Here is a 14,344-nt window from a genome sequence, read left to right on the forward strand (position 1 = left end):
GTCATTGCGAGCGAAGCGAAGCAATCCAGAATCTTTCCTCGCGACGACTCTGGATTGCTTCGCTGCGCTCGCAATGACGATTTGGATGCAGCCTTGCGAGAAGGAGAGAGATTGGATTGGCGGCATCAGTCCTCAGAACATCCCGCTCGCCCTCAGCGCCTTGCAGACGTGCTGCATCTCGGTGTCGTCCGCGACCATGTCGAGCATGATCGTGGTGAGGCCCTTCGCTGCAAATTCCTTCAGCTTCGCGCCGATCTCGGCATAGCTGCCGACGAGATAGGGGCAGTCGGCCTGGAAGGTGAGGTACGGCAGCAGCCAATAGCCGTTGTTCTGGAGCTCGCCGCTCTGCCCCTCATACAATCGCCGCTTCCAGACGGCATCCGAATTCTCCACCGTGAGCGCGAGCAGCTCGCGGTCGTCAGGGTTGTCGCGGAAGCGGGCCTTCGCGGCCTGTCGCGCCTCCTCGCTGCTCTCGCGCGCGAATATTCCAAAATTCATTCCGGGGGCGTTGAGGCCGCGATCGAGGTCGGGCGGCAGCATCTGCATCTTGATGCAGTCGGTCTCAGCTGCGACGCGCTGCGCGGCGTCCGATTGCCCCGCGATCAGGAATTCAGGCATCAGCTCGGCCGGCAGCCGCGGCCGGAGTTGCAGATTGCTGGTGCGGTAGAATCGGCCGTCGGCATTGACCGGGCGTGGGCTCGCGAGCAGTTGGCGCATCAGCGCGACGAACTCGCCGAGCCGGACATAGCGGTCGGCATGCGACTGCTCGTCGCCCAGCCCCTGCAAATCGCTGATCGCGGTCCCCGTGATCATGTTGAGGTAGACCTTGCGGCCGTAGAGCTGCGCGAAGGACGACACGAGCTTCGCCGCCGTGAACGGGTGCATGTAGACCGGATTGACAGCGATCAGCGGCGAGCTTCGGGTCGTCGCGGCCGTGATGTGCTGGGCCATCGCCCAGGGCTCGACGAAGACGTCATTGCCTTCGAACAGCAGAATGCCCTCGAAGCCGTTGCGGTCGGCGAATTCCGCCACCCGCATCAGCTCGCCGACATATTGCTTGGGATCGCGGTTGCGCGAGATCGCGGGAAAGACGCGCAGCCGCGCCGGATTCATTCCGCCGCTTCCTGGAGCGGCCAGGCGTTACGGGTGATGCGAAGGCCACCGGCCGCGCGGGAGCCGTCGGCGATCGCCAGGCGATGTGAGGGCGAGGGCGAGCACAGCGAGAAGCACCAGCCAGCGGGATCATCGGAGATATCAGGCTTGAAGCTGATCTCGATCGCTTCCCGCGACACCTGCATCGCGAATGCGTCGAGCGGTAGATTGAGCCCGAAACCCCTGGCCTTCAGATAGGCCTCCTTCAGCGTCCAATAGTCGAAGAAGCGCTCGATCGCAGCCGGCTCCGGCAGGCCGCGCAGCGTCTCGACCTCTTCCGGCGCAAAGAAGCGAAGCGCGGTCGAGAGCGGTGCGACGCGCCGCGACACGGTCTCGACGTCGACGCCGACGGTCTCGTGCCTCGATACGACGCAAGCCACGCAGCCGTCGGCATGGGACAGGCTGAAATGCAGCGTCATCGAGGTCGCAGGCGCCGCGACAAAGGGCCGCCCATAGCGGCCGGTCGAAAACGACCAGTCGGTCGGTTCGACCTCGGGCGCCGCATGCGAGAGCGCGAGGCGCAACATCGCGTGCGCGAAGATATATTGCCGCTGATGCCGCTCGAACATGAAGCGGTCGGCGCGTATCCGTTCGTCGACCGAGAGCAGCCGGCGGCATGCCTCGACCGCGCCCGGCGTGTCGATGCTCTCGATCAGTCCGACAAACAGTTCAATTTCGTCGTCTGCCATCAATTGGGCCCATAGCGTCAGGCGGAGGCCAAATCCGGCCCTGACCGAAGAATCAACCGAGCAGGAAGCAACTGAGCAGTCCGCTTCTAGCGGTCCACCCAGGCAAATTCTTGTCGATTGCTGGCCGGTTTACAGGCCCAAGCTTGTGCGAGACCCCAACTCGACAGGCGAGCGGCCCAGATTTGAAAATGAAATTGAAGATTCGTGCGGCGTCCCGGCCGACTAATCTTACTTTTTCTTCTTGGCCTTTTTCCCGCCCAGCATCGAAAGGCTGGCGTCGACGTCCTTCAGCGCGGACTGGAGCTTCTTCTTCTCGACGGTAAGAAGCTTCTGAAGCGACTTGCGGTCCTTGTCACTCAGCGAGGTACCCTTGGTAAATTTGATGAAACCCATAATAAGCACTCCCCCGGTTGAAAATAATCGTCCAAATCAAAAACGCAGGAATAATCTTGCGCGGCGAGCGCCAAATAATCAAGATGCAACTTGTTCATTCACAGCTTCGGCGAGTGAACCCGTATTTGCCCGTTCTGAACAGCCGGTCATGCCGCCCTGCGATCGAGCAAGCGGCCGAGTGGCGCATTGGGCTGGGTGATTGCGGCCCCCAGCAGCGCGACGAGATCTTCCATCCACGTACCGACCATGCCGCCGTCGAGCAAATCGCCCTTGTAATTGCATGAACCGGTGATTCCGGTCGGGCGCTCCTTGAGCATCAGCGACAGCCAGGTTTGGTCGATCGGCAGCACCGGCTGGCCCTCGCGTGCGACGTCTCCGATCGATCGCACCGCGACATTTGGCAGGTCGAGCGGCTGGCGCAGCGGATTTTGCAGAGTGAAGTAGACCTGGAGCAGCGATGCCGGATCGATGCACTCCTGCTCCAGATGGTCGGCCAGGATGTTGAACGGCAGCTCCTGCCGGGTATGCGCCTCGAGCACGGCCTGACGCACCCGCGCCAAGGCCTGCGTGAACGACAGCTCCGGCGTGATTCGGCTGCGGACGATCACCGTGTTCTCGAACGGACCCACGATCCCCTCGGTGTCCGGCTGGGCGCGATTGGCCATCGCGGTCGCGACCGAGATGTCCGTGCGTCCTGTCCGCGTCAGCAACAAGGCCTTGAGGCCGGTGAGCAGACACATGAACAGCGTGGCGTTGTGCTGGCGCGCATAGGCCGTGAGCCGGGCGACCAGGTCGCGCTCCAGGCTAAGCGGATGATGGCCGGTCGGCGCCCCCGGCCGCGCTTCACCCTCAAACAGGGGGACCGCACCGCGCAAATTCTCGGCCCAGTCGGCGGCCTGCCGGCGGGCCGCCTCGGTGCCGCACCACCAGCACTGCCAGCGTGCGACGTCGGAGAACGCGAGCGGCATCTTTGGCAAGGGCACTGACGGATGGCCTGCCAGTGCGGCATAACGGTTGGACAATTCCTCGAACAGCACGCCGATCGACCAGCCATCGGCGATGGCATGATGCAGCGTCAGCAGCAGGATATGATCCTCGGCGTGCAGCCGCAGCAGCCGCGCCCGCAGCAGCGGCGCCCGGACGGCGTCGACCGGGGCATAGGTCTCCTGCGCGATCAGGAGCTCGATCTTCCTGAGTTCGAGGGCTTTGCGTCGCTTGTTGTTGTGGGGCCGCCCGTCGCCGATGGTCTCGACGGTCAGGACCGGACCGAGCGTGGCGGGCGCGATGATGCGGCTGACCGGCTCCTCGCCGTTCCAGCCGAACGCCGTCCGCAACGATTCGTGGCGGCGCACGATGTCGTCGATGGCCTGCGCCAGCGTGCGCGGATCGATCGGGCCTTCGAGGTGGAAGGCGAAGGGCAGGTTGAACAGCGGCAGATCGGGCAGGTTCTGCTCGATTCGCATCATCTGGTCCTGCGCGATCGACAGCGTGGGAGGTCCGCTGTCGGCGAGACGTGGGACGCCGGCCGCGGGTTTTTGCGGTTTCGTGGCCACGGCCTCGTCGACCCGCCGGGCGAGATCTTCGATCGTCGGCGCCTCGAAGATGGTCTTGATCGGCAGCGATACCCCGAGCGCACGGGCCACGCGCGCCATCGCCTGGCCCGCCAGCAGCGAATGGCCGCCGAGGTCGAAGAAATTGTCGGTGACACCGAGGCTCTCGACCTTCAGCAGATCGATCCAGATGTCGGACAGCACTTTTTCGGTGAAGCGGCGGGCCGGCACGGGGGCTTCCGTCCCAGCGGTCTCCTGTTGCACGGGCCCCAGCAAGGCGGAGCGATCGAGCTTGCCGTGGGCATTGAGCGGAACCTGATCCAGAAAGAGGAACGCCGACGGCATCGCATGAACAGCCAGCCGGCCTTTGAGGAAGTCGCGCAATTCGCTGGCGCTGATCTGGCTGCTGGCCCTGGCAACGACATGGGCGATCAGCCTGACATCGCCATTGGCGTCGCGGCGCGGCTCGACCATGCAGGCCCGTACGCCGGCATGATCGGCGAGCGCAGCCTCGATCTCCTTCAGCTCGATGCGGTAGCCGCGGACCTTGACCTGAAGGTCGGCGCGGCCGAGGCACTCGATCGTCCCGTCGGCGCGGCGGCGGGCGAGGTCGCCGGTGCGATACAGCCGTGCGCTTGCCTCGCGCGCGAACGGATCGGGGATGAAGCGCTGCCGGCTCTCGGCGGGATCGTTGACATAGCCGCGGCCGACGCCGGCGCCGCCGATGCAGAGCTCGCCGACCACGCCGATCGGCTGCGGCTCCAGATTCGGATCGAGCACGTAGAGCTGGGTGTTGGGCAGTGGCGCGCCGACCGGGACATTGGTCGTCGCCGTGTCCGGCGCCCTGGTCAGCCGGTGCAGGGAGACGTCATCAGAGCATTCCGAGGCGCCATAGGCGTTGATCAGCGGCACCCTCGCGCAGCGGGCGAACCAGGCGCGGCAAAGATCGGCCGGTAGCGGCTCGCCAGTCGAGATCAGGAGCCGCAGCTTCGCAAAGGCCCGCAGCATCGGGGCCTCGTCGAGACGTTCGAGGATCACGCGGAGCAGCGAGGGGACGATCTCGAGCACTGTAATGCCCTCGCGTTCGATCTCTCGCGCGAGCAGCATCGGATCCTGTACGATCGAATTGCCGCAGACGTGGACGCGCGCACCGGCCATCGGACCGGCGAGGAATTGCCAGACCGAGATCACAAAGCTCTGCGGCGCGGTCTGCGCGATCACGTCCCCGGCTGTGAGGCCGAGCTCGGAAATGAGCGACGCCAGATGGTTCGACAGCCCGCGCTGCTCGATCATGACGCCCTTCGGCGCGCCGGAGGAGCCGGACGTATAGATGAGATAGGCAAGGCTCGCGCTTGCGCGCCGTGCCGGGCGGGCCGGCTTGGTCGATTCCAGCGCGATTGCGTCCTCGAGCTCGGCGACCTGGATGCGCGCGACCAGCGGCTCGAGCAGCGCGTCGACCTTGGCGGACTGCGCGCGCCCCGTCAGCAGCATGCTTGCGCAGCTTGATCCGAGGATGGTTGCGAGCCTCGCCGGGGGCTGCTCGGGATCGAGGTTCAGGAAGGCCGCGCCGGCGCGCTGCACGCCAATCATTGCGGCGAGCAGGTCTGCTCCGCGATCCGCGAACAAGGCGACTACGCTCTCGGCGCCGACGCCTTCGCGCGTGAGCCATCGCGCGATCGCCTGGCTGCGGCGAGCCAGCTCGCGATAGCTCAGGGACAGACGTCCGTCGGATGTGGCAATCGCATTTGGCGTCTTCTTCGCCTGCCGCTCGAAGCGTTCGCAGAGATTGCCGCGCGTGGTGAAATTGGCAGGCCGGCCTTTTGTCGGCAGCCGCAGGCGTTCGGCGTCGGTTAGCAGCGGCAGCCGCGAGATGCGCCGCTCGGGATTGGCGATGACGGCCTTGAGCAGGGTCTTGAATTGATTCGCCATGCCCTCGATCGTCACCGCGTCGAACAGATCGGTGGCGTATTCGAAGAAACCGGTGAAGCGGCCCTCGGCCTCGACCAGCTCCAGCGTGATATCAAAGCGCGCGACCCTCGGATCGATCTCCAGCCGCCGCGTCGAGAGGCCGGGGAAGCGCGCCGCCTCGATCGATGCGTTCTGCAGGATGAACATGATCCGGAACAGCGGATTGCCGTCGGTCCTGCGCGCGATCTGCAACGCGCGCAGGACTTCCTCGATCGGAAGGTCCTGGTTGCGATAGGCATCGAGCGTGACCTGCCGCACCCGCCGCAACATCTCGCCGAAGGTCGGGTCGCCGTCGAAATCGTTGCGCAGGATCAGCGTGTTCGCAAACAGCCCGATCAGGCGCTCGCTCTCGATCTGGTTGCGGTTCGCGATCAGCGAGCCCGTCGCGACATCCTGATGTCCGGTATGGCGGAACAGCAAACACTGGAACACCGCGAGCAGCGCCATGAAAGGCGTCACGCCCTGGTCCTGGCTCAGCACGCGAATGTCGGCCGACAGGGTTTTTGAGAATTCGAAATAGTGACGGGCGCCGTGACCGCTCCAGATCTCCGGCCGGGGCCTGTCGGTCCGCAGCGGCAGCGTGGTGACACCGTCGAGCTGTGCCCGCCAGTAATCGAGCTGCTCCTTTGCCGCCGGTGTCTGCGCCCAGCCCTGCTGCCAGCGCGCAAAGTCGCGATATTGGAAGGCGGGTGAGGGTAGCGCCGCCGTGCTTCCCTTGCGCGCGGTGGAATATGCGGCGGCCAGTGCCTCCCAGAACAGCCGCTGCGACCAGCCATCGGTGACGAGGTGATGGACATTGACGACGAGCGCATGGCTGGACCTGTCGAACGAGAGCAGCGTGACCTTCAGTGGTGGTTCGCGGGCGAGATCAAACGGGTATTGCGCGAGCTTGAGCGCCTCGCGCTTGACGACCGCAGCCCGCCGGTGCGGTGGACAGGGTCTTAGCTTGATCCGCTCGAACCGCGGTGGTGTCTCAAGCGCGCGCTGCACAGGCTCGCCCTCGCGCTCGACGAAGACCGAGCGCAGCGCTTCATGGCGCGCGCAGATCGCAGCCAAGCCCGCCTGAAGCGCGGCGATGTCGACCTCGCCCTTGAGCAGCGCGACCTCGACCACGTTGTAGTTGTAGCGCGTCGGATCGAGCCGCGACAGCACATACATCCGCTGCTGCTGGAACGACAGCGGCGCGTCTCCTTCGGAAGCCGCCTGGCGCCACGCCGGCAGCGTCGCATCGCGATGCGTCGTGGTCTCGAGCCGGGCGGCAAGAGCGCCGACCGTGGCGCAATCAAAAATGTCCTCGAACGAAAAGTCGACGTTGAAGCGCTCGCGCAGGCGCGAGCGCATCTGCGTGACCGCGAGCGAATCGGCGCCGAGCGCAAAGACATCCTGATCGACGCCGACTTGCGGAAGCTCCAGCAGATTGGCCCAGATCTCGGCAAGCTGGGTCTCCAGCGCGTTGCGCGGCAGCAGCGTCTCGTCGTCATCACGGGACGCCGAAATCAGCCCGGCCAGCGCGTTGCGCTTGACCTTGCCGCTGGCGCCTTTCGGCAGCGCCGCCACGCTGCGGATCAGGCTCGGCACCTTGTAGGCCGCAAGTCGCTTGCGTGCGAACTGGCGCAGCTGGTCGGAGGTCACCTCGGAATTCGCCCGTAGCACGACGACTGCGGCGACGTTCTCGCCGAGCTTTGCGTGAGGAATCGCGAAGATCCCGGCTTCCAGCACCGACGGGTGGGCCAGCAGCACCTCTTCCACCTCGAGCGGCGATACCTTCTGACCGCCGCGGTTGATGACGTCCTTGATGCGGCCGACGATGAAGAGATAGCCGTCGGCGTCGAGATAGCCGAGATCGCCGGTCCGGAACCAGCCGTTGCGAAACGCGGCCTGCGTCGCCGCCTCGTCATTATAATAGCCGCGGCTCATGTTCGGTCCGCGCAGCATGATCTCGCCATAAGCGCCGCTTGCAAGCTCGCGGCCTGTCCCGTCCATGATCGCGATCTCAGGACCCGCGGCGCGGCCGACCGATCCGATCTTGCGTAGCTCGAACGGATTGGCAGCAATCTGCGAGGCCGCTTCGGTCATGCCGTAGGTCTCGAGCACGGGGACGCCGAACGTCGCCTCCAGCCCGTTGAGGATCGCAGGCGCCAGCGAGGCCGAGGCCGAGCGGATCACGCGCAGCGATGACGAACGGCCGCGCTCCGGGTTGGCTTCCGCGGCCGTCAGCAGCGCGCGATGAATGGTCGGCACCGCCGTGTACCAGGTTGGCTGCAGATCCCGCATCCAGCCGAAGAACGACGGCGCGTCGAAGCCGCCGGTCACAATCACGCTGGAGCCTGCGGCAAGCGCGGTCAGCAGACCGGAGATCAGGCCATGGGCGTGAAACAGCGGCAGGGCATTCAGCAGGCGATCATGCGATGTGAGCGACAGCGCGCGGCCGGCATTTTGCGCGGAAAGACAAACATTGCGGTGCGTCAGCGGCACCATTTTCGGTCGCGCCGCCGTGCCTGACGTCAGGAGGATGAACGCATCGTCCTCGGCGCTGGCGGCGCCGTTCGCGCAGGCCGGACCGACCGCCGGCCCGATAAGTTCGCAGCCGCCGAGGTTCGCCTCCGGTCCGGGCACGAAGTCGATCACCGCGATATCGAGCGCCCTGGCGACGTCACGACTTGGCGAGTTCATGTCGGCTCGGGTGACGAGCGCAGTCAGCTTCAATTCACTGAAATAGCGTTGCAGTTCATCCGCTGTCAGGTCGGGATTGACGGGGACGCAGGCACAGCTTGATGCGACCGCGATGAGAGCCAGCGCGCTGTCGGCGCCGCGCGGCAGTGCAACGGCAATCCGGTCGCCAGGTGCAATGCCGCGCCCGCGCAGCGTTTGGACCAGATGCGCGATCCCAGCGCCGAGCGCGCCATAGATCAGGGGCGGCCGGCCAGGGGCGAGCAGGGCGGGCGCTTCTGGCGTTGTTCGCGCGTGGAAGGCGAGAAGACTGCCGATGTGGGCAAAGGTCTCGGTTTCGGCACGGATGCCGTCCGATCCCTCTCCCGCCCCCGGTGCAACCTCGGACAATGCCATTCCCTTTTGATCTGATTGGGCTATTCTTCCCTGGAGTTAGGGAACGCGTCCAGTCTGAGGTGAAGTTTTGGCCCCAAAATCTGTGGTTGAGGGACCTTAAGCCCTTCGGCGGGGGGATTGTCGAGCGGGATCACCATGCTGGAGAAAGAGCCGGGAACGGAAGTCGGGTTGAAGCGCTGGCTCGAAGGCATCGGTCTCGGCCACTACACCGATCTGTTCGCGCAACATCGCCTTGATCTCGACGTCATGGGGGACCTGACCGAGGCTGACCTTGCCGAGCTTGGATTGCCGCTCGGCGATCGCAAGCGGCTGCAGCGGGCGACCGCGTCGCTGTTCCAGGCCGAGACCGCAGAGGCGCCGGTCGCGCCAGCGCACCCGCCGATCCGCACCGAGGTCGGCGCCGAGCGGCGTCAGCTCACCACCATGTTCTGCGACATGGTGGATTCCACCGCGCTCTCCGCCCAGTTCGATCCGGAAGACGTGCGCGACATGATCGCGAGCTTCCGCGAGACCTGCGTGCGCGTGGTCAAGCATTACGAAGGCTTTGCCGCCCGCTTCGTCGGCGACGGCATTCTGGTCTATTTCGGCTACCCGACCGCGCATGAGGACGATGCCGAGCGCTCGGTGCGCGCCGGGCTCGAGATCGTGCGGGTGCTCTCGACGGCGCGCGCGATCGAGCCGCGCGGCGCGCTCAGCCACGCGCCCGCCGTTCGCATCGGCATCGCGACCGGCCTCGTCGTGGTCGGCGACCTCGTCGGCCAGGGCACCGAAGAGCGTGATTCCGCGGTCGGCGAGACCGTCAATCTGGCCGCGCGTCTGCAGGCGCTGGCGCCGCCCAACGGCGTGGTGATCTCCTCCTCGACACAGTCGTTGCTGAAGGGGAAGTTCGATTACCGCAATCTCGGCGCCCATGCGTTGAAGGGCATCTCGGAGAAGACCCAGGCCTGGCATGTCGTGCGCGCCACGCGCGTCGAGACGCGCTTTGCGGCCGCCATGGGCACGCGGCTGACCCCGCTGGTCAATCGCGAGGAGGAAATCGCGCTGCTGATGGGGCGTTGGCAGCAGGTCAAGGAGGGCGACGGCCAGGTCGTCGTCAAGTTCGGCGAACCCGGCATCGGCAAGTCGCGCATCATCCAGGAAATCTTCGAGCGGATATCAGGCGACCGGCACGGACAGGTTTCGTTCCAATGCTCGCCCTACTACACCTCCACTGCTTTCTATCCGTTCGTCGAGCAGCTCAAATTCTCCCTCGGTCTCGATCGCGAGGATGTGTCCGCACTGTCGCTGGAGAGCCTGGAGAATGCGATTGCCGCCGCTCACGGCGACATCGAGCAGATCACGCCGCTGTTCGCCGCGCTGCTCTCGATCCCGACCGGGGAGCGCTACCCGCCGCTCGATCTGTCGCCGCAGCAACAGAAGGACGCGACCGTCGCGGCGCTGATCAACCACTTCCTGGGCCTCGCACGCGAGATGCCGCTGGTGATGGCCTTTGAAGATCTGCACTGGATCGATCCGACCTCGCGCGAGGTGGTCGATCTCCTGGTCGACCGGGTGCAGAACCGGCCGATCCTTGCCATCATCACCGCGCGCTCCGAATTCCAGCCGAGCTGGAACGCGCATTCGCACATCACCACCCTCGTGCTGAACCGGCTGAGCCGGCCGTTGCGCGCGACGCTGGTCGAGCGCGTCGCCGGGCGCGAGCTGCCCAAGGAGGTCGTCGAGGAGATCATCGTCAAGACCGACGGCGTGCCGCTGTTCCTGGAGGAGCTGACCAAGACGGTTCTCGAATCCAACCTCCTCACCGAGCGGCATGGCCGCTATGTGCTGTCGGGCCCATGGCGGCAACTCGCGATCCCCGCGACGCTGACGGATTCGCTGATGGCGCGTCTGGACCGGATGGGGCCGTTCAAGCGGATCGCGCAGATCGGCGCCACGATCGGCCGCGAGTTCTCATACGAGACCCTGCACGCGGTCGCGAACACGCCGGCGGAGCAGATCGAGGCGGCGCTGACGCATCTGGAGGAGGCCGGCCTGATCACGCGCCGCGGCCATCCGCCCGATGCGCTCTATTCCTTCAAGCATGTGATGATCCAGAATGCGGCGCATGCCAGCCTGTTGCATAGCGAGCGGCGCAAGCTGCATGCGAGCATCGCGCAAGTGCTCGCCGAGATGTATCCGGAGAAGACCGAGCGCGAGCCGGAGCTGCTCGCCCATCATATGACCGAGTCCGGCCAGAGCGAGGGCGCGGCGAGCTTCTGGCTCAAGGCCGGCAAGCAGGCGGCCAAGAGCGGCGCCAATCTCGAGGCGATCGGCCATCTGCGCCGGGGCTTGAGCGTCGTGCAGGCCAACGCCCGCATGCAGGGCGCCGACGAGATGGAGCTTGAGCTGCGGATCGCGCTCGGCAACGCGCTGATCGCTGCCAAGGGCTATGCGGTGCAGGAGGTCGAGGAGAACTACATCCGCGCCCTCGAACTCGGCCAGCAGCTCGACGACGACGAAAAGGCCTTTGCCGCCACCCGCGGGCTCTGGGTGTGCCATTTCATCCGCGCCGATCTCACCCGCGCGCATGATCTCAGCGTCGAGCTGTTGAAATTCGCCAAGCGCGAACGGCTCAACGAGCGCGCGGAGCCGGCGCAGCAGACCGGCTATCTGATCGAGGCGCACCGCTCGATCGCGATGACCATGCTCTATCGCGGGCGCTTCGCCGCCGCGCAGCATCATCTGCACCGCTGCATCAATCTCTACAGCCCCGATTTGCACTCCGACCTGATGGAGCGTCACGGCACCGATCCCGGCGTCGTTTCGCTGTCCTATCTCGGCTATCTCCTCTGGTTCCTCGGCCAGCCCGACGCGGCACGCCAGCACAGCGAGCAGGCGATCCTGCATGCGGAAAAGATCCGCCATCCCTTCTCGCTCGCCTTCGCATTGGTGTTCGGCGCCTATCTCTGCCAGCATCTGCGCGATATCGAGGGCACCCGCGACCATGCCAACCGCGCCATGATCATCGCCACCGAGCACAATTTCCTGCACTGGAAGCAGCAGGCCGCGATCCTGCGCGGCTGGGCGCTGGCCCAGCTCGGCGAGGCCGACGAAGGCATCAGCCAGATGCGCTTCGGCCTCGACGAATATGAGGCGATGGATTCCTGGCTCGCCGGCTGTTGGTTCCGCTGCCTGCTCGCGGAGGCCTATGCCAAGGTCGGCATGCGCGACGCCGCATTGCGCGCGCTGGACGGTGCGCTCGCGACCGCAAGACGGACCGGCGATCACTCTTACCTTGCCGAGGTCTATCGCCTGCAAGGCGAGATCACCTTGTCGGACGGCAATCCGGTCTCGGTGCAGGAGGCCGAAGATTTGTTCGAACTGTCGCTGGAGACGGCGCGCAAGCAGGGCGCGTTGTCCTGGGAGCTGCGCACCGCCGTCAGCCTCGCGCGGCTGTCGCACGATTGCGGCAAGCGCGAACATGCGAGCCTTTTGCTCCTGCCGATCGTCGGCAAGTTCAACGAAGGATTCCTGGCGCACGATCTGAAGCAGGCCATGCAACTCGTGCACGAGCTCGGTGGGGACACGCCCGTTCGTCAGCCGGCCGACCCGGTGAGATGAGCGATCTGTCCGCCGCCCGTGCGCGCTATGTCGAGCTGATCGCGAAGCGGGAACGACTGTCCTCGCCGCGTCTGCTTGCAGCCCTGGCGGCGGTGCCGCGCGAAAATTTTCTGCCGAAGGGGCCCTGGCGCATCAAGAGCGAGGCAGCCCGCAGCTACCGGCTGACGCCTGACGCCGAGCCCGTCCATCTCTACGACAATGTGCTGGTCGCCATCGACACGCGCCGCAGGCTCGACACCGGATTGCCGAGCCTGTGGGCGCACTTCATCGATGTGCTCGACGTCGGTGAGAAGGACCGCGTGGTCCAGATCGGTTGCGGGCTCGGTTATTTCTCGGCGATCCTGTCAGAGATCGTCGGCCCGAAGGGCAGGGTGCGGGCGATCGAATGCGACGCGCGGCTTGCGGCGCGCGCCGCGGCCTATCTTCGCACCTATCATAATGTCGAAATTATCAACGACGATGGTTGCCGCGACATCGGCGAGCCGGCCGACGTCATCATCGTGCATGCCGGCTTCTCGCATCCGCATCCGCTCTGGCTTCAATCGCTCCGCCCGCGCGGCCGCCTGCTGGTGCCGCTGACGCAGCGGGACCGCGAAGGTGCTGCCCTCAAGATCACGCGCAAGGGCAAGGGGTTCGAGGCCGAGGCTGTGCAGCAGATCCGGATCTTTCCCGGCCACGGCCGCGGAGTGACGGCGCTCGATGACCGCGTCGCCGACTGGTGGCAGCGGGCGTCGGCGCTGGCGCCGCTGCGCTTTCGCGGCATCGCGCAGGGACTGCCGTCGGACCCGCACTAGAAGTCACACGTCCTTTGTGAACTTGCTGATCACGTCCATGAACGGCTTTGGCTTGAACTCGCCGTCGAGCGGCAGGGGACGGTTGGGCTGCTTGTCCTTGCGGCCAAACATGCCGTTGATCCAGCTGTAGCGATCGGAAATGCCCCAGGTCAGGATTGAGCGCACCGGTCCGCTGGTCGAGATCGCCGTCAGGAGATCGTCGACGCATTTGGCGACGATGGCATCGCGCTCCGAAGGACTTCCCGTCAGCTTCTGATCGTCGACGTCGAGCTCGGTGATGTAGACATCGAGGCCCCACGACCGCAGTTCGGTGACGAATTCGGCGAGCCCATGGGTGTCGATCTCGAGCTCGGCATGCAGATGCGATTGCAGCCCGACCGCGTGCAGCGGCACGCCCTGGTCGAGCAGACTCATGATGAGATTGCGGTAGGCCGCGCGCTTGCCGATGAACGAATCCTTCGCCGACTCGATATCGTATTCGTTGATCGCGAGCTTGACGTACGGATCGGCTGCGGCCGCGGTGCGGAAGGCTAGCGGAATCCAGCGGTCGCCGAGATGCTGCGTCCAGAACGTGTCGCGCCGGTCGGTAACGCCTTTGGGATTGTCGGGTATGGGCTCGTTGACGACGTCCCAAGAGGTCAGCTTGTCCTTGTAATAGGACACGACGGTGTTGATGTGATCGACGTAGGCACGCTCGACGCCCTTCGAATCCTTGATCTGCTTGGTCCAGTCCGGAATGTCATGATACCAGGCGAGCGTGTGGCCGCGCATGGTCAGGTCGTTCTTCTGGGCGAAATCATAGATGGCATCGGCGCGTTCGAAGGCGAATGTGTGCGCGTCGGGTCGCAGCATCGGCCATTTCAGCTCGAGCACCGGCACCACCTGGGTGCAATAGGTGCTGATGGCCTCGCCGAGCCGCGGATCGGCTTGCAGGTCCCAGAGCGTGGCGGCGGCACCATAGCCCGGACGGCGCTGGGCAAGTTTCGACACCGGCAGTGTTGACGCCGATGCGCCCGCCGCGAGCGTTGCGGCGCTGCCGAGGAAAAATTCGCGTCTGTCGAGCTTCATCACGTGGCGACCGTCCTTTCGGAACCAACGCGCCAATGTACCAAGCGGCGCCTTGCGACGCCGC

General features: G+C 65.4%; 7 protein-coding genes. 2 read left to right on the forward strand and 5 right to left on the reverse strand.

Going from position 1 to position 14,344, the window contains the following annotated elements; translation table 11 throughout:
• Positions 1-132 precede the first annotated feature (132 nt).
• From YUA_RS0122875 to YUA_RS0122890, 4 genes are all read right to left on the reverse strand, one after another.
• Positions 133-1,113, reverse strand: a complete 981-nt coding sequence (locus YUA_RS0122875; protein WP_027532796.1) for an LLM class flavin-dependent oxidoreductase — start codon at positions 1,111-1,113, stop codon at positions 133-135.
• On the reverse strand, positions 1,110-1,841 hold the full coding sequence (locus tag YUA_RS0122880) for a 4'-phosphopantetheinyl transferase superfamily protein (protein ID WP_027532797.1): 732 nt from the start codon (positions 1,839-1,841) through the stop codon (positions 1,110-1,112). Before YUA_RS0122880 ends, YUA_RS0122875 begins: the two co-directional genes overlap by 4 nt.
• Positions 1,842-2,069: 228 nt before the next feature.
• Complete coding sequence (locus YUA_RS51145) at positions 2,070-2,234, reverse strand: hypothetical protein (RefSeq protein ID WP_198029491.1); 165 nt, start codon at positions 2,232-2,234, stop codon at positions 2,070-2,072.
• A gap of 146 nt (positions 2,235-2,380) precedes the next feature.
• Positions 2,381-8,818, reverse strand: a complete 6,438-nt coding sequence (locus YUA_RS0122890; protein WP_027532798.1) for a non-ribosomal peptide synthetase — start codon at positions 8,816-8,818, stop codon at positions 2,381-2,383.
• A gap of 135 nt (positions 8,819-8,953) precedes the next feature.
• Here YUA_RS0122890 and YUA_RS0122895 point away from each other — a divergent pair, with 135 nt between their 5' ends.
• The gene (locus YUA_RS0122895) at positions 8,954-12,418 is read left to right on the forward strand and encodes an AAA family ATPase (RefSeq protein WP_027532799.1); all 3,465 of its coding nucleotides are present in this window, start codon (positions 8,954-8,956) and stop codon (positions 12,416-12,418) included.
• Complete coding sequence (locus YUA_RS0122900) at positions 12,415-13,212, forward strand: protein-L-isoaspartate O-methyltransferase (RefSeq protein WP_027532800.1); 798 nt, start codon at positions 12,415-12,417, stop codon at positions 13,210-13,212. Before YUA_RS0122895 ends, YUA_RS0122900 begins: the two co-directional genes overlap by 4 nt.
• Positions 13,213-13,215: 3 nt before the next feature.
• Here YUA_RS0122900 and YUA_RS0122905 read toward each other — a convergent pair whose 3' ends face one another.
• Positions 13,216-14,283, reverse strand: a complete 1,068-nt coding sequence (locus YUA_RS0122905; protein WP_027532801.1) for an endo-1,4-beta-xylanase — start codon at positions 14,281-14,283, stop codon at positions 13,216-13,218.
• Positions 14,284-14,344 lie beyond the last annotated feature (61 nt).

The organism is Bradyrhizobium sp. WSM3983, from assembly GCF_000473045.1.
Lineage (GTDB): Bacteria > Pseudomonadota > Alphaproteobacteria > Rhizobiales > Xanthobacteraceae > Bradyrhizobium.